Here is a 17,241-nt window from a genome sequence, read left to right on the forward strand (position 1 = left end):
CTTCGATTCCGTCACGTCGAGAGATTGGGCGGATATGGTTAATGAACGTTGAACCCATGCCTCGCGTCGTTCTGCCGATGTCCCCGATCATGGTTAACGCGATGCTAACCAGCAGCTCGCAAGTTGGGGGAAGAGGAGACGGCGGACGATGTCGCTGAGCGAACCCCATGCCACCACCATCGATCTCGGCACCGCCCGCGACGCGGTCGCCGCCGCGCGCGGCCGTATTCTCGTCGTGGCCCTCGCCGCCGGTCTCGCCGGCGCCGGTTGGGCGGCGAACCGGCCGGAGCCGTCGCTGGTGGAGGCGCGCGTCCAGCTCTCCGCTCCCGCCCGTCCCGCACCCGCCGCCGCGACCGAGGCCGAAGGGGAGGGGGCGACCGCGACGGCCCTCGACGATCGCCTGATCGCCGCCCAGCTCGAACTCTTCGGTTCGCCCGACTTCCTCGATCGCGTCGCCGCCGGCGACGACGAGGCCGATCCCCGCGCCGCCGGCCGCGCTACCCACGAACGCGAACACCGCGTCGGTCTGCTGCGCGACCATCTCGCCGTCCGCCGCGCCGCCGTGCCCGGCCAGCTCGTGCTCGAGATCCGCACCACCGAGACCGACACCGCCCGGCGTCTGCTGGAAGGCCTGCATCGCCGCCACGCCGCCGTCCTCGCCGAGACCGCCGAGCGCGTCCGCGCCGAAGTCGAACGCGGCTTCGCCCTCGAACTCGGCACCGCCCGTGCCGCCGCCGTCGAGGCGCGCTCGCTCGCCGCCGCCACCACCGGCTCGACGGCGATGCCGCTCGAACGCGCCGATCGCCTCGCGCTCGCCGCCGAACGCCACGAGGCGGAACAGATGGTCGAGCGCCTGCGCAAGCTCGCAGCCTCCGGCGACGTCGAACGCGCCATGGACAGCGCCGCGACGCCGATGCTCGCGCGCCTGCGCGACCGCCGCTCCGCGCTGCGCGCCCGCATCGCCGAACTGTCGGTGACCTATCTCGAGAAGCACCCGCTGTTGAAGGACGCCAACGAGCAGATGGCGGCCCTGCGCGCCGAGGCGAAGGCCGAGCTGCCGCGCGCGCTCGCCGCCCGCAGGGCCGCGCTCGCCGAGATCGATCGCCGCATCGCCGACCTCGCCGCCGAGACCACCGCCAGCGTCCCCGCCGCGACGCCGGCCGCGGCCGACCCCGCCGCCGCCGCCGATGCCGCCGTGGCGGCGGTCGTCGCCCGGCGCGAGACGGCCGTCGCCGAGGCGCTCGCCCGCGAGACGGTCGAGGCGCGTCTGGTCGAGCCGCCGCTGGTGGTGGAAGGCCCGTCGCCGCTGCGTCCGCTGATCTGGGGTGCCGTCGCCGCCGCCTTCGGTCTCTTCGTCGGCTTCCTCGTCACCGCGCTGCGCGGCGCTCGCCGGCCGATCGCCGAGCGGGGTTACGTCGAGCCGACCTTCGACGTTTCCGCCGACTACGCCGACGTCCCCGACACCGCGGAAGTCACCTGCGACGACGCCGATCCGGTCGCCGTCGAGCCCGTGCCCGAGGCGATCGTCGCGCCGCCCCCGCCGGTCTCGGCCCCCGCCGTCTTCGCCCCGCCGCGCCGCGGCCCGGTCTCCGACGTGCTCGATCTCGAACCCCGCGCGGTCGCCTACGAGCGCCTCGCGAGTGGTTTGATCGGCGGTCTGCGTCGTCGCATCGCCGCCGAGATCGGCCGCCGCGGCCGCATCGTCGTCGCCTCGACGTCGGATGCCGCCAGGGCGCTCGGCGCGGCCCGTGCGCTTTCCGCCGACATCGCCCGGTCCGGCGCGACCGTCGGTCTGGTCGAGGAACTGGCGCTCGCCGACATCGTCGACGGCCGCGTCGGCTGCTCCGCGGCGATCCGGCCGGATGCCGCGACCGGCGTCTGGGTGCTCGCCGGGGCGACGCGCCGCCTGCGCGACGCCGAACTGGAAACCGTGCGGACGGCGGCGCTGCTCGATGCCCTCGCCGAGACCTGGGACGTTCTGGTGATCGACGCCGGCAGTCTCGCCGCCGGTCCGGGCATGGCGGCACTGATCGCCGGCGCCGACGCGGTGATCCTCGCCGAGGACGCCTCCGACGATCCGCGTGCGCTCGCCGCCTTCGACGGGCTCGATGCTGCCGGCCGCTCGGTCTGGCTGCTCGATCCGCCGGTCACGACCGCGCCCGCCCGCCGTCCGCTCGCCGCCTGAGGCGGCGGGACGGCGCCGCGCCTCACGCCTTGGGGGCGATCGGGCGATACATCCAGCGCACGATCATCGCCGCCGGCGGCACCCAGGCCAGTCCTGCGACGACGAAATACGCGAACTGTACCCAGCCCGACTTGCTCGCCACCACCACGTCACCTACCGCAGTTGCGAAGAAGACATAGATCAGCAGGAAGATCACCAGCACGGCGGACCCGACGAAACGTCGCGTTGCGGAGGTCATGGACTGCCTTTCCTCTCGGCTCGTGGCCGGACGGCGACGACGTGTCGCTGCTTGGAGAGGTCGTGACCAGCGGGGGCGTGACGCCCCGTCGCTGGTGACGACCTTCGTCCCGGTCTATATCTCGGATCGAGACGTGGAGTGAAGATGGCGATGGTGCCGATGACCCTCGAGCGAATCCCGGCGACGAGACGTGCGGGTCTGGATGCGGATCGCCCGATCCGCGTCTGGCTCTATGTCGTCGCCGCGATGATCTTCGCCATGGTGGTGGTCGGCGGCATCACCCGGCTGACCGAGTCCGGCCTGTCGATCACCGAATGGCAGCCGCTGCTCGGCGTGATCCCGCCGCTGAACGACGCCGACTGGCACGCCGCCTTCGAGCGCTATCGCCAGATCCCCCAGTACCACGTGATGAACGCCGGCATGACGCTGGACGAGTTCCGCTTCATCTATTTCTGGGAATGGTCGCATCGGCTGCTCGGCCGGATGATCGGCGTCGCCTTCGCCCTGCCGCTCCTGTGGTTCTGGGCGACCGGCCGGATCGGCCGCGATCGCCTGCCGCGCCTCTTCGGCCTCTTCGCGCTCGGCGGGCTGCAGGGCGCCGTCGGCTGGTGGATGGTCGCCTCCGGCCTCGTCGACCGCACCGAGGTGGCGCCGCTGCGTCTGGCGATCCACATGACCTTCGCCGCCGTCATCTTCTCCGCCGTCCTGTGGACCGCGCTGACGCTCGGGCCCGAAGGGCGCACGCCACGGCCCTCGCCGATCCGCCGCATCGGCGCCGGCGTGGTGCTCGGCTGGGTGTTGCTGCAGATCTTCCTCGGCGCCCTGGTGGCGGGCAACCGCGCCGGACTCGTCTACGACACCTGGCCGCTGATGGCCGGCCGTCTGATGCCGGGCGAGACCTTCTCGATGGTGCCGCTGTGGCGCGATCTGGTGGAGAACCAGGCGACGGTGCAGTTCCTCCACCGCATGGGCGCCTATGTGCTCTTCGCGCTGGTGATCATCCAGTTCGTGACGATCGTCGTCACCGCCCGCACCGCCACCGCCCGCGTCTCGGCCTTCGCGCTGGGCTTCGCGGTGTTGTTCCAGATCCTCGTCGGCATCGCCGTGCTCTTGATGCACGTGCCCTTCGCGCTGGCGCTGATCCATCAGGCGACCGCCATGGCGGTGCTGACCTGCGCCGTGATCCACGCCGTCTCGGTCTTCGCCCCCGGGCGGATGGAGACGACGCTGCTCGCCCACGACGGCCGCTGAGGGCGACAGGTCGCTTCTCGGATCCCGCTCCGCTTCTCGCGGAGGTCCTTCATCCTGAGGTGCCCGGCGCAGCCGGGCCTCGAAGGGCGAAGGACCGAGTGGCACGGCCCCGGCTGTTTCGTCACGGCAACGCCCGTCGCGGCTTCGCCCTTCGAGGCCCGACCTCGCGGTCGGGCACCTCAGGGTGAAGCCGGTCAGGGATACGTGGGCGCTGAAGGGCGACGTGCCGCCTCAGCCGACCAGCGCCTGCTCGATGTCGGCGATGATGTCGGCGACGTCCTCGATGCCGATCGACAGACGCACCACGTCCGGTCCGGCGCCGGCGGCGATCTTCTGCGCGTCGGCGAGCTGGCGGTGGGTGGTCGAGGCCGGGTGGATGATCAGCGAGCGGGTGTCGCCGATGTTGGCGAGATGCGAGAAGAGCTTGACGCCCGACACCAGCTTGACGCCCGCCTCGTAGCCGCCCTTCAGGCCGAAGGTGAAGACGGCGCCGGCGCCGTTCGGCACGTACTTCTTCGCCAGCGCGTGATAGCGGTCGTCCTCGAGGCCGGCGTAGGAGACCCAGGCCACTTCCGGCCGCGCCTTCAGCCACTTCGCGACCGCCAGCGCGTTCGACGAGTGACGCTCCATGCGCAGCGCCAGCGTCTCGATGCCGGTGATGATCTGGAACGAGTTGAACGGCGAGATCGCCGGGCCGATGTCGCGCAGGCCGAGCACCCTGACCGCGATCGCGAAGGCGATCTGCCCGAACACCTGGCCGATCACCATGTTCTGGTACTCGGGACGCGGCTCCGACAGCATCGGGTACTTGCCCGACTTCAGCCAGTCGAAGGTGCCGGCGTCTACGATGACGCCGCCCATCGAGTTGCCGTGGCCGCCGAGGAACTTGGTGGCGGAATGGACGACCACGTCGGCGCCGTGCTCGATCGGCCGGCACAGCGCGGGCGAGGCCAGCGTGTTGTCGACGATCAGCGGCAGGCCGTGCTTCCTGGCGATCGCCGCGACGCCGGCGATGTCGGTGACGACGCCGCCCGGATTGGCGAGGCTCTCGATGAAGATCGCCTTGGTCTTCGGCCCGATCGCCGCCTCGAAGGAGGAGAGATCGTCCGGATCGGCCCACTTCACCGTCCAGCCGTAGTTCTTGAAGGCGTGGTTGAACTGGTTGATCGAGCCGCCGTAGAGCTTCTTGGAGGCGACGAACTCGTCGCCCGGCGCCATGATCGTGTGGAAGATCAGGTGCTGCGCCGCATGGCCAGAGGCCACCGCCACCGCCGCCGTGCCGCCCTCGAGCGCGGCGACGCGCTCTTCGAGCACGGCCGTCGTCGGGTTGGTGATGCGGGTGTAGATGTTGCCGAAGGCCTGCAGCCCGAACAGCGAGGCGGCATGGTCGACGTCGTCGAAGACGAAGGCGGTCGTCTGGTAGATCGGCGTCACCCGCGCGCCCGTCGTCGGGTCGGGCTTGGCGCCGGCATGGACGGCGAGCGTGGCGAAACCGGGCTTCTTCTCGGACATGACGTTTTCCTCGGATGACTGCCGATCGGCAGTGTGGGCGTGAAATGGTGTTCCTTTTTCGAGCAACATCGACGCTGCGTCAAAGCATGAAATTCTGTTGCATCACCTCTCACCGGAACGGGATTTCGTTCGATCCGGTCGATCGCGGGGCCTCGTCGTCCACCGCGCGGCCGCCCGCGGTGCTGGCGGGGCGCGCGCGGAGGGGCTAGACTTCGTCGTGTCGCCGGAAGCTCGTCGGGAGGATTCGATGCCGACACGTCGTACCGTGCTGTTCTCGATCGCAGCGCTTTCGCTGGCATCCGCCGCCCGTGCCGCCGGCTCCGCCGAGGCCCATCTCGAGGCGATCTACCGAAAGCTCGTGAGCGGCGGCGGCACCTCCGGCGGTCAGTCGATGTGGGTCGAGCCCAAGGATCGCGTCAAATGGTTCTCTGCCGCGCTGGTCAAGCGCTGGGCCGAGGCCGAGACGCGCGCCAAGTCGCGCGGCGAGGAGATCGGCCCGGTCGACTTCGACCCCTTCACGAACTCGCAGGACCCGCAGCTCAAGGGTTTCTCCCTCGAGAAGCTCGACGCCCTGCCGCCGGTCACCAAGGTCCGCGTCCGCCTGAAGGGCCCCGGCTACGAGGGCGAGGGCGGCGAACTGGTGTTCGATCTGGTCGACGAGAAGGGCTGGAAGATCGACGACATCCTGGGCTCCACCGGCGGCGACCGCTGGAGCCTGAAGGACATCCTGGCGATGCCGTGAGGCGATAGGCCGACCGACGACACTCCGCGTCTTCGGGAGCGTTGCGGAGGCCCTTCATCCTGAGGTGCGAGCGAAGCGAGCCTCGAAGGGCGAAGGGCCGAATGGCACGGCTCGTCGAGGCTTCGCCCTTCGAGGTCCGGCGTTGCCGGGCACCTCGGGGTGAAGCCGAACAGTGAACGGAGATCTCCGACGTCCAGGTGGTTCACATCCCCAGCCGCGGGATCTCGATCGCCGGGCAGCGGTTCATGATCACGGTGAGGCCCGCCTTCTCCGCACGCGCCGCCGCCTCGTCGTTGCGCACGCCGAGCTGCATCCAGACGATCTTGGCGCCGACCGCGATCGCCTCGTCGACCACGGCACCGGCCGCTTCCGAGTTGCGGAAGACGTCGACCATGTCGATCGGCACCGGCACGTCGGCGAGGCTCGCCACCACGGTGCGGCCGAGAACTTCCTTCCCCGCCAGCCCCGGATTGACCGGCCATACCTCGTAGCCCCTGCGGATCAGGAACTCGGTGACGTGGTGCGACGCGCGGTCGGGGTTGTTGGAGAAGCCGACGACCGCGATCGTCTTGGCCGAGGTCAGGACCGAACGGACGTGATCGTCGGAATAGGCGTCGTGGTTCATTTCTTCTCCTCCCGGCCGAGGCCCGACTCGATCTTTTCCTCGAGCACCGCCAGCCCCTCGCGGCTCTTGGTGGTGAAATAGGTCAGCAGCGACGCCGTGCCCAGCAGGCCGAAGCCGAGGCCGATCAGGAACAGCCAGGCCGGCCGCCCCGTCGTGTCGAAGAGGCCGAGCGCCAGGGCGAGCGCGATGATCACCAGTGCCGTCGGCAGCGCCCAGCGCCAGATACGCTGGAAGCGGGAGGGCGGCGGCGGGGGCGTGAAGAGCGGCGCGGGGGAGGTCGGCTTGGTCAAGGGCGGCGTCCGTCTGCGGCGGTTCGCCCCGGTGGCGAACCCCGCCCGTTGTACACCGGATTCGTCCGTGACACAGTCGCCCCGACATCCGCGAGAGGAGCCTGTGCCGTGCCCGGTCCGACCGATTGCCTGATCGTCGTCGACGTCCAGAACGACTTCCTGCCCGGCGGCGCGCTCGCCGTGCCCAAGGGTGACGAGATCGTCGCCGGCATCGGTCCGCTCGCCCGCCGCTTCGCCCAGGTCGTGCTGACGCAGGATTGGCATCCGGCCGATCACGCCTCCTTCGCCGCCGAGCATCCCGGCCGCGCGCCCTACGAGACCATCGATCTCGCCTACGGGCCGCAGGTGCTGTGGCCGGTCCACTGCGTCGCGGGAAGCGCGGGCGCCGCCTTTGCCGACGGGCTCGACGGCGTCGCCGCCTTCGCGGTGATCCGCAAGGGCATGAACCGCGGCGTCGACAGCTACTCGGCCTTCCGCGAGGCCGACCGCACGACGACGACGGGTCTCGGCGCGCTGTTCGCGGCACGCGGGGTGAAGCGGGTCTTCGTCTGCGGGCTCGCCACCGACTTCTGCGTCGCCTGGACGGCGATGGACGCCCGCGCCGAGGGCTTCGAGACGGTGGTGCTCGAGGATCTCTCCCGCGCCATCGACCTCGGCGGCTCGCTCGAGGCGGCGCGCGCGGCGATGCGGGCGGCCGGCGTCGTGCTGACGACGTCCGACACGGTCGCCTGAGCCGTCAGTTCTTCGGCTTGTCGTCGGCGACGATCTCGATCTCGCGGTCGAAGCCCGACTGGACGGTGAAGTTGCGGGTGAAGATGCGGTCCTGGTTCTTGGCGACCAGCGAATAGTCGCCCTCGGCCAGAACGATCGTCGGGAAGGCGCCGACGCTCTCGGTGATGGCGTCGCCCGACGGCGTCAGCACCAGCCACGAGGTGTTGGCGAGCGCCTCGCCGCCCGGCTCGTTGACCAGTTTCAGCGTCACCTGCGCGGCGCGGTGATAGACCGTCGCCTCGGTCAGCTTGCCCGGATTGACGTGGATCTCGGCCCGCACCACGGCGTTGAGGTCGCCGTAGTGACCGACCACCCGGTAGGTGTCGGCGTTGAGACGGACGATCTTGCCCGGCCCGATGCCCATCACCAGCGCCTGACGATCGCCGCGCTGGTCGGCCTCGAGCGAATAGACGTCGAAGGAGAGCTTGTCGGCCGGCAGCGGCGCGTCGCCGGCGCCCAGCGCCGCGAGCTTCAAACCGCCGGCGTTGAGGATCAGCGTCTCCTTGCGGGTCTGTTCCTTGGTGACGGTGACGCGCGTCGTCGCGCCCGCCCGGCCGTAGGCGGCATGGACGAGATAGGAACCGGGTTCGAGATGGAACTCGCCGTCGCCGCCGGACGAGGTGACGACCAGCTCCAGCTTGTCCTGCCCGTTGGCCGGCTTCTCCTTCTCGCGGAAGATGCGCCAGACGAGACCGGTGCGGATCGCCGGCGCCCCATCGGTGACCAGCGCCGAGAGCTTCAGCGTGGCCTTCAGCGACTTCGCCACGTCGGCGCTGGTGGCGGCCGGCGCGGTCGGCGCATGCGATGCGGCGGCCGGCGGCGGATTGGGGGCATAGCCGAGCGAATCGCCGAGCGGCAGCGGCTGGCCGGACCCTTGCGCGACGGCGACCGCCGGCGCGAGTGCCAGTGTCGCCGCGAGGAGAATGCCGCCGGCGATGTGTCGATTGGCCGATGTCGTGCCCATGATGTCCCGTTCTCGCGCAGCCGCTTCGCCCGCGGGCCGGCGCGACTCGTATTCCCGAACGAGGAGAACCCCATCAGCATGGCGAGATCAAGTCGCCGGCCCGTCGCGGCGGCGCGGCAGGGCTTCCGTGCCGATCGTTGACAAGGGTCGGTCGACGGGCTTCCCTCGCCCGTCCACAGGACCGGCAGCAAGCGAGGGATTCCATGTCGACCGTCAACCAGGGCGCTCTCGAGCTGCTCGAGACCCGCCGCACCGTCGCCAACGTCTCGCTCGGCGAGCCCGGTCCGAACGAAGCCGAGATCCGCCGCCTGATCGCCATCGCCGCCCGCGTGCCCGACCACGGCAAGCTGACGCCCTGGCGCTTCATCGTCGTGCACGGTGCCGCGCGCGCCGCCCTCGATGCCCGGCTCGGCCCGATCTACCGCGCCCGCTTCCCCGAGGCGACGGCGGAGAAGACCCGGCTCGAGGAGACCCGTTTCCAGCGCGTGCCGCTGACCGTCGCGGTGGTCTCGACCGCCGCCGAACACGTCAAGATCCCGATGTTCGAGCAGGAGATGTCGGCGGGAGCCGCGACGCAGAACCTGCTCCTCGGCGCCCATGCGCTCGGCTATTCCGGCCAGTGGCTGACCGGCTGGCTGTGCTACCAGCCCGAGGCCCGCGCCGTGCTCGGCTTGAAGGACGGCGAACGCATCGCCGGCTTCGTGGCGATCGGCACGCCGACGGTTCCGATCGTCGACCGGCCGCGTCCGGCCTACGAGGACGTCGCCACCGAATGGAGCGCGTGAGGCGATGTTCTACGCCGTCGCCGAGGGCCATCCCGAACTCGCCCACGACCCGTTCAAGGCGATCGTCGCACCGCGGCCGATCGGCTGGATCTCGACGGTCGATCGCTCGGGCATGCACAATCTCGCGCCCTACAGCTACTTCAACGCGATCTCGGCCGAGCCGCCGATGGTGATGTTCTCCTCCGACGGCTGGAAGGACACCGCCACCGCCTGCGCCGAGACCGGCGAATTCGTCGTCAATCTCGCCAATTGGGAACTGCGCGAGGAGATGAACGCCTCCTCGGCGCCGCTGCCGCGCGACCGCTCGGAGTTTCCCCACGTCGGGCTGACGCCGACCCCCTGCCGGCTGGTCAGGGCGCCGCGCGTGCTGGAGGCTCCGGCGGCGCTCGAGTGCAAGGTGGTCGAGATCTTCTCGCCGCGCGGCCTCGACGGCCGCGAGATCGCCAACGTGATCGTCATCGGCGAGGTGGTCGGCATCCATGTCGCCGAACGCTGCATCGTCGACGGCGTCTTCGACATCACCCGCGCCCGGCCGATCGCCCGCTGCGGCGGCAACGACTTCCTCGGGCTCGACGGCCTGTTCCGGATGACCCGCCCGAAATGAACCGCGAGGCCGAGCCGATGAACGACAACGACGCGCCGTCCCGCCTCGGTCCCGTCACGGCGACGCTCCTCGCCGCCCTGCCGGTCGTCGTCGCCGCGGCAATCGGCAACGGCGCGACGCTGCCGGCCATCCCCGACTGGTACGCCGGCCTCGCCAAGCCGGCGATCACGCCGCCGAACTGGGTCTTCGGTCCGGTGTGGACGACGCTCTACGTGCTGATGATCGTCGCCTTTCGCCGCATCCTCGTGGGGCGCGGCGGCGAGGGCAGGGCGATCGCGATCGCGCTCTTCCTCGGCCAGATGGCGCTCAACGCCTTCTGGTCGGTCGCCTTCTTCGGCCTGCGCTCGCCCGGTGCCGGCGTCGTCGTCATTCTGGCGCTCGACCTCGCGGTGGCGGCGACGATCGTCGCCTTCCTGCGCCGCGATCGGCTCGCGGGGCTGATGCTCGTGCCCTATCTCGCCTGGATCGGCTGGGCGACGGCACTCAACGTCGGCGTCTGGTGGCTGAACCGTTGAGGGCTCACCCGCGGCGCCCGCGGAACGTCGATCGCAGAGACGCCGCAGTGGCGCCATGCCCGCGACACAACGGCTGGCGACAACGAGTCCGAACACTCTCGGAGCTTCGCCCATGCGTATCGCCGTCGCCACCCTGCTCACGCTTCTCGCGATCGTCCCCGCCCACGCCGTCGACCCTGCCACGAAGGCCGAGGCCGATCGGATGAAGGAACTCTGCAAGGGCGACTGGATCCGCCACTGCGCGCTCGTCGCCCCCGGCGGCGGTCGCGGTCTCGCCTGTCTCGAGGCCCATGCGGCCGAGCTGTCGCAGCCCTGCCGCGACGCCCTGCCGGCGGCGCGAGCCCTGCGCGAGAAGGCGGCGAAGGAGCGCGCCGGCGGCTGATCAGCGCGCCACGCGGGAGAGCGTCCGCTTCGCCCGCACGAGATGCGGCCGGTCGAGCATCACCCCGTCGAGCGCCAGCACGCCGGGATCGCCCGCCGCCGCGAAGGCCGCGACGATGCGTTCCGCCTCGGCGACCTCGTCGGCCGAGGGCGTGAAGGCGGCATTGATCACCGCGACCTGCGCCGGATGGATCGCCATCTTGGCGGTGAAGCCGTCGCGCGCCGCCGCCCGACATTCCGCCGCGAGCCCCTCGAGATCGCGGAAGTCGGTGAAGACGCCGTCGATCGGCGCCGTCTCGGCCGCCACGGCGCCGAGCAGCGTCAGCGTGCGGGCGAGGCGGAAGGCGTCGTGATAGGCGCCCGTCTCGTCGCGCGCCGTCGCAGCGCCGAGATCGGCGGAGAGATCCTCCGCCCCCCAGGCCATGCCGGCGAGACGGCGCGAGGCACCGCGATAGGTGCCGGTCTGGAACACCGCATGCGCCGTCTCGGTGACGATGGCGACGATCCGGGTGCGCCCCTCCGGCACGCCGTGGACGGCCTCGGCCACCGCGATCTTGGCATCGAGCCGCGTCACGTCCGCCCCGCCGCCGGCCTTGGGCAGCATGATGCCGTCGGCCCCGGCGGCCACCGCGGCGTCGATGTCGGCATCGGCGAAGCCGCTCGAAAAGCCGTTGACGCGGACGTGGATCGCCGGGCGGTCGGTCCTCGCCGCGTGGGCCGTGACGAAGGCCACCATGCCGGCGCGCCCGGCGCCCTTGGCGTCGGCGGCGACCGAGTCCTCGAGATCGACGATCACCACGTCGGCGCCGCTGGCGAGCGCCTTGTCGAGCTTGGCGGGCTGGGTGGCGGGAACGAAGAGCAGCGAACGCATGGCGACCGTCTTTGGCTCGATGGGATCGGGGAGGGGAGGCGGAGGGCTCAGAGAATTCGTCACGCCTTACGCAAAGTAAACGAGGCGAAATCCGCCGTCAGGCGGGTGTCGGATCATTGGGCCTGCGCTTCATGAAGGCCTGACGACGGCACTCGGCGACGAGGGTTCCGTCCTGTTTGTAGGCCCGATGATGGAACTCCACTATGCCCGCATCCGGTCGCGACTTCGAGGATCTTGTGGAAATCACCTCCGTTTCGGCGCGAATCGTGTCACCGTGGAAGACCGGAGCCGGAAACTTCACGTCGGTCATTCCGAGATTTCCGATCAGGGTGCCGAGGGTCGTGTCGTGGACCGACAGACCGATCAGCAGCCCGAGCGTGAACAGGGAGTTGACCAAGGGCTGCCCCCACTCGGACTTCGAGGCGAAATCGAAGTCGACGTGCAGGGGTTGCGGATTGAAGGTCAGGCTCGAGAAGAGGACGTTGTCCATCTCCGTCACCGAGCGCGTCAGGGCGTGCTTGATGACGGTGCCGGGAACGAGCTCTTCGAGATAGAGACCGGGCATCGGGTGTTCCTCCGGGACGCCGGATCGCTCGGAGGAATCGTATCCGGCGTCCGGGTGGTTCTTTGCCGCTCCGCGGCGGGTGCGTGGACATTGGAGCCGACATGCAGGTCGACGGCAAGAGTTCGGTCGAGCGACGGATCGCGGGGGCCTTCAAGGCCGCGTCCGACGCCACCGGCACGTCGTTCGACTTCCTGTTGAAGACGTCCGAGCGCGAGAGCGACCATCGCCCCGAACTCGGCTCCGACACCTCGACCGCCAAGGGCCTGTTCCAGTTCCTGGAGCAGACCTGGTTCGAGACGCTGCGCAAGGAGGGGCCGTCGATCGGCCTCGAGCGCATCTCCGAGAAGATCGTGCCGGACGGCAAGGGCGGCTTCACGGTCAATGATCCGAAGGATCGCGCCAAGATCCTGGCGCTGCGCTCCGATCCGCTGGTCTCCGCCGTCATGGCCGGCAAGATCACCCAGGAGAACGCCCGCCGCCTGACCGAGGCGCTCGGCCGGCCGCCCTCCGACGGCGAGCTCTACGCCGCGCATGTTCTCGGTCCGGCGGGGGCGACCAAGCTCTTCCGCCTCGTCTCGACCGAGCCGCAGACGGCCGCCTCCGTCGCCTTCCCGCGCGCGGCGTCCGCCAACTTCGGCCTGTTCTACGACAAGACCGGCCGCGCCAAGACGGTGTCGGAACTGTTCGACCGGCTGACCCGCATGCCCGACGGCTCCGACCCGACGACGGCGCGCATCGCCGCGGTCCATTCCGCGCTGCAGACCGGAAGCCAGCGCACCGACCCGGCGACGGTGGCGCTGTTGCTGCGCGCCCAGGCCGCCGCCACGGTCGGTCAGGAGAAGCCGGGCGGTGCCGCGACCGGCCTGCCCGACGCCGCCGATCGCGCGCTGCTCAAGACCTCGCTCGCCGAGATGCCGATCCCCGGCGCCTCCGACCGTCAGGCCGGTCGCCTCGACGGCTGGCGCAGCCGTGTCGCCCGCGACGCCTTCGCAGGCCTGGTGCGCGACGACGGCACCGGCGCCCAGGCGCAGGCGGTGCTGGGGGCGACCGGCTCACTGCCCGGCGTCGCCGGCTCCACCGCCGCCCATGCGGCCCTCGCCGCCGCCCGTACCGGCAATGCGCCGGCCGGTTTCGGCGGCATCCCCCGCGTCGACCCGGCCGAGCCGATGAGCCTCGCGCCCGCGCCGCCCACACCGACGGCTCCCGCCGCCGCCTCGCTCGCCGCCATCGATCGCGCCGCTCCGGAGGTCCGGCCGAGCCGCATCCTGACCGGTGTCCAGGCCGAGGCGCTCGCCGCGCCGCTGCCGATGGTCGATGCCGCGACCGGCGCGACGCGGCCGAGCCGGCTGCTGTTCGGTACCTTCACCGCGCCCTCCGACGAGGCCCTCGCCGCCGGCGTCGTGCGCGTCCGCACCACGTCGGTGGTGCCGACGGGCACTCCCTCGGTCGCCTCGCCGCCCGCCGCTTCGGCCGCCGGTCAGACCGCCGCTGCCGGCCAGACCGCCGCCACCGACGCCGACCCGACGCGCATCACCGTCCGTCGCGCCGGCCCGCGCGGCAACCGTCTGCCGCTCGACCTGTTCCAGGTCGCCCGCACACCGTCGCGCGGGCGCACCGAGACCGAGTGAGATCCTGCGCGCAGCCCTCCGCCGCGCCCGTTTCATGGTGAAGAAAGCCCCAAAAAGCGTGGTGAACCGCTCGTTAATGACTGCCGTGCCATGCTCGGTGCCATGAAACGACCTGTCCTCTGGTGTTCGAGGACGAGATCGCGTGGTGCCGAGTATGATCGTCGACCGTTTCTTCGTCTGGGTGAGGAAGGCCACCGCCGAGCAGAGGCTGCGCATCGTCGCGCCGATGGTCCGAGCACACGCCGAGGCGGCGTCGAGCGAGGACGAGCGCGAGACCCTCGACGCGGCCCTGACCGTGCTCGCCGCCGACCCCGAACCGGCGGTGCGCGCCGCGCTGGCCGCGGCGCTCTGCGCGAGCCCCGCCGCTCCGCGCCATCTGCTGCTCGATCTCGTCTGGGACATGCCGGAGATCGCCGCCGTCCTCGCCGCCCGCTGCGACGACCTGATCGAGGCCGAGCTGATCGATCTGGCGGCGGGTGCCCACGACACCGTCCGCCGGGCGCTCGCGTCGCGCCGCCGCGTCGGCCCGGGCCTCTCGGCCGCGCTCGCCGAGACCGTCGATCGCGAAGGCGCGGTGGTTCTCGCCGCCAATCCCGGCGCCGATCTCTCGGCCGCCACCCTGCTGCGCCTCGTCGACCGTTTCGGCGAATATGCCGACCTGCGCGATGCGGTGGCCTCGCGTGACCGCGTGCCGATCACCGTGCGCCATCGCATGCTGGAGAAGCTCGCCGAGGCGATCGGCAATCTCGTCGTGCTCGACCGCTCCGGTGGTACCGGCCGCGCCGAGACGCTGACCCGCGACGCCCGCGACCGCGCCACGGTCCAGCTCTCGGCCACCGCCAACGACGCCGAACTGACGGTCCTGATCGACCATCTGCGCCGGTCCGGCCAGCTCACCACCCGTCTCGTGTTGCGCGCCGTCTGCGTCGGCGACCTGCGCTTCGTCGAGGAGGCGATCGCGGTGCTCGCCGACGTGCCGCTGCGCCGCGTCGCCGCCCTCGTCGCCGACGGCCGCGACAGTGCCTTCCGCGCGCTCTATCGCAAGGCCCGCATGCCCGAGCGCGCCTATCCGGCCTTCGCCGCCGCGCTGGAGATCCATCGCGAGCTCGTTGCCGAGACCGGCGGCCTCGACGGTCGCGCCGGCGATCGTGCCCGCTTCTCGCGCCGGCTGGTCGAGCGCGTCCTGAGCCGCCTCGCCGTGCCGGGCGAGCGCGACGCCGACGATCTGATGGTGCTGCTGCGCCGCTTCTCGGCCGACGCCGCCCGCGAGCAGGCTCGCGCCCTCGTCGCCGAACGCACCCGCACCGTGACCCTGGCGCTTGCGGCGCCGGTGGCCGAGGCGGCCGAAGCGTCCGCTGCCGATCCGGCCTTCGACGAGATTCGCATCGATCCCATCCGCGACCGCATCGCCACGGAGGCGATCCCGCAGGGAGCCGTCGTCGACGTCGTCGCGCCGACGGTCGAAGTGGCCGACGCCGCGCCGGCCTTCGTGCTCGATGCCGAGGAGGTGGCGGTTCGCGCCGCCCCCGACGACCTCGACGAGCCGATCGGTCTCTTCTCTCATGTCGACCTCGCCGACGTGCCGGAGGAATGGCTCCACGAGGAGGCCTCGCCCATTCCCGAGGACATCGCCTTCGACTTCACCGACCATCTGCGCGGTTCGATCGCCGCCTGAGGCACTCGACGGGCAAAGAAGAACGCCGCCGTGGGGCTTCCCACGGCGGCGTTCTTCGTGTCTCGATGGGGGCGGCGCCTCAGGCGGCCGTGCCGATCTGCTCCAGCCAGTCGCCGGTCACTTCGTCGAGCTTGTCGGCGAGGCGGCGGGCGGTGGGCGAGCCGTCGTCGCGGGCCTGTTCGCGGATGATCGCGCGCACCGACTGGACGTGCTGCAGGGCGAGTTCGCCGGAGAAGCGGCCGGTCGCCGACTTCGCCTCGATCAGCTTGCACAGGCCGGCGGCGATGCGGCCGGCGAGCGGGAAGCCGAGGGTGGCGGCCTGACCCTTGATGTCGTGGGCGGCGCGGTGGAAGGCCTCGAGCGCGTCGCCGTCGAAACCGGTCTCCTCGGCCTCGGCGAAGAGCTCGACCAGACGCGTGGTTTCCTCCGCCATCCAGCCGTCGAAGCTCTCGGCCATGCGGGCCATCGCGGCTTCCGCCGCCTCGACCGGATCGCCGGCGCTCGCCTTGCCGGGCTTCGGCTTGGTCTTGGACCTGAGGTCGCTCTTGGGCTCGATGAATTCGGCGTCGGGGCCGATGTCCATGCCGTCCATGCCGTCGAGGTCGACGACCTCGGTCTCGGCCGGTTCGGCGGACTTCGACGTGTTCGAGCGCTTGGCCATGGTGGTCTCCGGACTGGTCGCGCGGCGGGAAGAACCCGCAGGGCGTCGGAGCCGAGCATGGAGGGGTACTCTTAACGTTTGGTTGGTGACGTCGAGACGATCCCGCGAATTCCGTCAATACTGGAACTGCTCGGCGAGGATGCGTTCCTCCCAGCCGTGGTCGGCATCGAACATCAGCAGGCTTTCCGACGCCGTGTCCTGCGTCACCACGACACGGGTGACGTCGCGGATCTCGGTGTGGTCGGCGGCGGCGCCGACCGGCCGCTTCATCGTGTCGAGCGCCTCGACGACGATCTCCGCTCGTTCGCGCACCAGCGCCCCGCGCCAACGCCGCGGCCGGAACGGGCTGATCGGCGTCAGCGCCACCAGCGGCGCGCCGAGCGGGATGATCGGACCGTGGGCGGAGAGATTGTAGGCGGTCGAGCCGGCCGGGGTCGCGACGATCAGACCGTCGCAGATCAGCTCTTCCATCCGCTGCCGTCCGTCGATGGCGATGCCGAGCTTGGCCGCCTGATAGGTCTGGCGCCACAGCGACACTTCGTTGAAGGCACGTGCCTCGCTCACCGTCCCGTCGCGGGTCGTCGCCTTCATCAGGAGCGGTCGGATCGACGTGACCTGGGCACGGGCCAGCCGTTCCATCAGCCCGTCCTCGTCGAACTCGTTCATCAGGAAGCCGACGGTGCCGCGATGCATGCCGTAGATCGGCTTGCCGGTGTTCATGAAGCGGTGCAGCGCCGTCAGCATGAAGCCGTCGCCGCCGAGCGCGACGATGACGTCCGCCATGTCGGGCGGCGAGGAACCGTAGCGATGCGACAGCCGCCGCTTGGCGGTCTCCGCCTCCTCGGTCGCCGAGGCGACGAAGGCCACGTTCTCGATGCGGTTGAGGGCCACGGGCTGCGAACCGGTCATGGCGGCGTCTTCTCCGAGGGAATCGATCTTGTTGCGGACGTGTCCGGCCGTTGACGTTCGCGATATGCT

19 protein-coding genes are annotated in these 17,241 nt (G+C 70.8%); 10 read left to right on the forward strand and 9 right to left on the reverse strand.

What is annotated here, in order from left to right:
- The first annotated feature begins 148 nt into the window (after nucleotides 1-148).
- On the forward strand, nucleotides 149-2,185 hold the full coding sequence (locus ACT541_RS18475; RefSeq protein WP_476138577.1) for a GumC domain-containing protein: 2,037 nt from the start codon (nucleotides 149-151) through the stop codon (nucleotides 2,183-2,185).
- A 22-nt stretch (nucleotides 2,186-2,207) separates the two neighbouring features.
- On the opposite strand, the gene ACT541_RS18480 is transcribed toward ACT541_RS18475, so the two are convergent.
- Nucleotides 2,208-2,423, reverse strand: coding sequence for a DUF2842 domain-containing protein (locus tag ACT541_RS18480; RefSeq protein ID WP_476138578.1), 216 nt, complete (start codon nucleotides 2,421-2,423; stop codon nucleotides 2,208-2,210).
- Between the two features lie 159 nt (nucleotides 2,424-2,582).
- Here ACT541_RS18480 and ACT541_RS18485 point away from each other — a divergent pair, with 159 nt between their 5' ends.
- Nucleotides 2,583-3,674, forward strand: a complete 1,092-nt coding sequence (locus ACT541_RS18485; RefSeq protein WP_476138579.1) for a COX15/CtaA family protein — start codon at nucleotides 2,583-2,585, stop codon at nucleotides 3,672-3,674.
- A 231-nt stretch (nucleotides 3,675-3,905) separates the two neighbouring features.
- Here ACT541_RS18485 and ACT541_RS18490 read toward each other — a convergent pair whose 3' ends face one another.
- Complete coding sequence (locus ACT541_RS18490) at nucleotides 3,906-5,186, reverse strand: O-acetylhomoserine aminocarboxypropyltransferase (protein ID WP_476138580.1); 1,281 nt, start codon at nucleotides 5,184-5,186, stop codon at nucleotides 3,906-3,908.
- A gap of 247 nt (nucleotides 5,187-5,433) precedes the next feature.
- On the opposite strand from ACT541_RS18490, the gene ACT541_RS18495 reads away from it, so the two are divergent.
- The gene (locus tag ACT541_RS18495) at nucleotides 5,434-5,928 is read left to right on the forward strand and encodes a hypothetical protein (protein WP_476138581.1); all 495 of its coding nucleotides are present in this window, start codon (nucleotides 5,434-5,436) and stop codon (nucleotides 5,926-5,928) included.
- A 202-nt stretch (nucleotides 5,929-6,130) separates the two neighbouring features.
- On the opposite strand, the gene ACT541_RS18500 is transcribed toward ACT541_RS18495, so the two are convergent.
- Together ACT541_RS18500 and ACT541_RS18505 are read right to left on the reverse strand one after the other, a co-directional pair.
- The gene (locus ACT541_RS18500; RefSeq protein ID WP_476138582.1) at nucleotides 6,131-6,553 is read right to left on the reverse strand and encodes a CoA-binding protein; all 423 of its coding nucleotides are present in this window, start codon (nucleotides 6,551-6,553) and stop codon (nucleotides 6,131-6,133) included.
- On the reverse strand, nucleotides 6,550-6,843 hold the full coding sequence (locus ACT541_RS18505; RefSeq protein ID WP_476138583.1) for a hypothetical protein: 294 nt from the start codon (nucleotides 6,841-6,843) through the stop codon (nucleotides 6,550-6,552). Before ACT541_RS18505 ends, ACT541_RS18500 begins: the two co-directional genes overlap by 4 nt.
- A gap of 108 nt (nucleotides 6,844-6,951) precedes the next feature.
- Between ACT541_RS18505 and ACT541_RS18510 the strand changes: the two genes are divergently transcribed.
- On the forward strand, nucleotides 6,952-7,575 hold the full coding sequence (locus tag ACT541_RS18510) for a nicotinamidase (RefSeq protein WP_476138584.1): 624 nt from the start codon (nucleotides 6,952-6,954) through the stop codon (nucleotides 7,573-7,575).
- A gap of 4 nt (nucleotides 7,576-7,579) precedes the next feature.
- Here ACT541_RS18510 and ACT541_RS18515 read toward each other — a convergent pair whose 3' ends face one another.
- Nucleotides 7,580-8,578, reverse strand: coding sequence for a hypothetical protein (locus ACT541_RS18515; RefSeq protein WP_476138585.1), 999 nt, complete (start codon nucleotides 8,576-8,578; stop codon nucleotides 7,580-7,582).
- Between the two features lie 203 nt (nucleotides 8,579-8,781).
- Between ACT541_RS18515 and ACT541_RS18520 the strand changes: the two genes are divergently transcribed.
- The 4 genes from ACT541_RS18520 to ACT541_RS18535 all read left to right on the forward strand — a co-directional run bounded on the left by ACT541_RS18520 (nucleotide 8,782) and on the right by ACT541_RS18535 (nucleotide 10,864).
- Complete coding sequence (locus ACT541_RS18520) at nucleotides 8,782-9,363, forward strand: nitroreductase family protein (protein WP_476138586.1); 582 nt, start codon at nucleotides 8,782-8,784, stop codon at nucleotides 9,361-9,363.
- 4 nt (nucleotides 9,364-9,367) lie between these two features.
- Nucleotides 9,368-9,967, forward strand: coding sequence for a flavin reductase family protein (locus ACT541_RS18525; protein ID WP_476138587.1), 600 nt, complete (start codon nucleotides 9,368-9,370; stop codon nucleotides 9,965-9,967).
- A 17-nt stretch (nucleotides 9,968-9,984) separates the two neighbouring features.
- Nucleotides 9,985-10,482, forward strand: a complete 498-nt coding sequence (locus ACT541_RS18530) for a TspO/MBR family protein (RefSeq protein ID WP_476138588.1) — start codon at nucleotides 9,985-9,987, stop codon at nucleotides 10,480-10,482.
- Between the two features lie 112 nt (nucleotides 10,483-10,594).
- Nucleotides 10,595-10,864, forward strand: coding sequence for a cysteine rich repeat-containing protein (locus ACT541_RS18535; RefSeq protein ID WP_476138589.1), 270 nt, complete (start codon nucleotides 10,595-10,597; stop codon nucleotides 10,862-10,864).
- Here ACT541_RS18535 and ACT541_RS18540 read toward each other — a convergent pair whose 3' ends face one another.
- Complete coding sequence (locus tag ACT541_RS18540) at nucleotides 10,865-11,734, reverse strand: HpcH/HpaI aldolase/citrate lyase family protein (RefSeq protein WP_476138590.1); 870 nt, start codon at nucleotides 11,732-11,734, stop codon at nucleotides 10,865-10,867.
- 97 nt (nucleotides 11,735-11,831) lie between these two features.
- A complete protein-coding gene (locus ACT541_RS18545) occupies nucleotides 11,832-12,299 on the reverse strand; it encodes a MaoC family dehydratase (RefSeq protein WP_476138591.1) in 468 nt (155 codons plus the stop codon).
- A 101-nt stretch (nucleotides 12,300-12,400) separates the two neighbouring features.
- Between ACT541_RS18545 and ACT541_RS18550 the strand changes: the two genes are divergently transcribed.
- Both ACT541_RS18550 and ACT541_RS18555 read left to right on the forward strand, forming a co-directional pair.
- Nucleotides 12,401-13,927 (forward strand): hypothetical protein, encoded by a 1,527-nt coding sequence (locus ACT541_RS18550; protein WP_476138592.1) that lies wholly within the window; start codon nucleotides 12,401-12,403, stop codon nucleotides 13,925-13,927.
- Between the two features lie 154 nt (nucleotides 13,928-14,081).
- Nucleotides 14,082-15,602, forward strand: coding sequence for a DUF2336 domain-containing protein (locus ACT541_RS18555; RefSeq protein WP_476138606.1), 1,521 nt, complete (start codon nucleotides 14,082-14,084; stop codon nucleotides 15,600-15,602).
- 79 nt (nucleotides 15,603-15,681) lie between these two features.
- On the opposite strand, the gene ACT541_RS18560 is transcribed toward ACT541_RS18555, so the two are convergent.
- A complete protein-coding gene (locus ACT541_RS18560) occupies nucleotides 15,682-16,263 on the reverse strand; it encodes an Hpt domain-containing protein (protein ID WP_476138593.1) in 582 nt (193 codons plus the stop codon).
- Nucleotides 16,264-16,377: 114 nt separating this feature from the next.
- Complete coding sequence (locus ACT541_RS18565) at nucleotides 16,378-17,172, reverse strand: NAD kinase (protein WP_476138594.1); 795 nt, start codon at nucleotides 17,170-17,172, stop codon at nucleotides 16,378-16,380.
- Nucleotides 17,173-17,241 lie beyond the last annotated feature (69 nt).

The organism is Pinisolibacter sp. DMC100 (genome assembly GCF_056313705.1).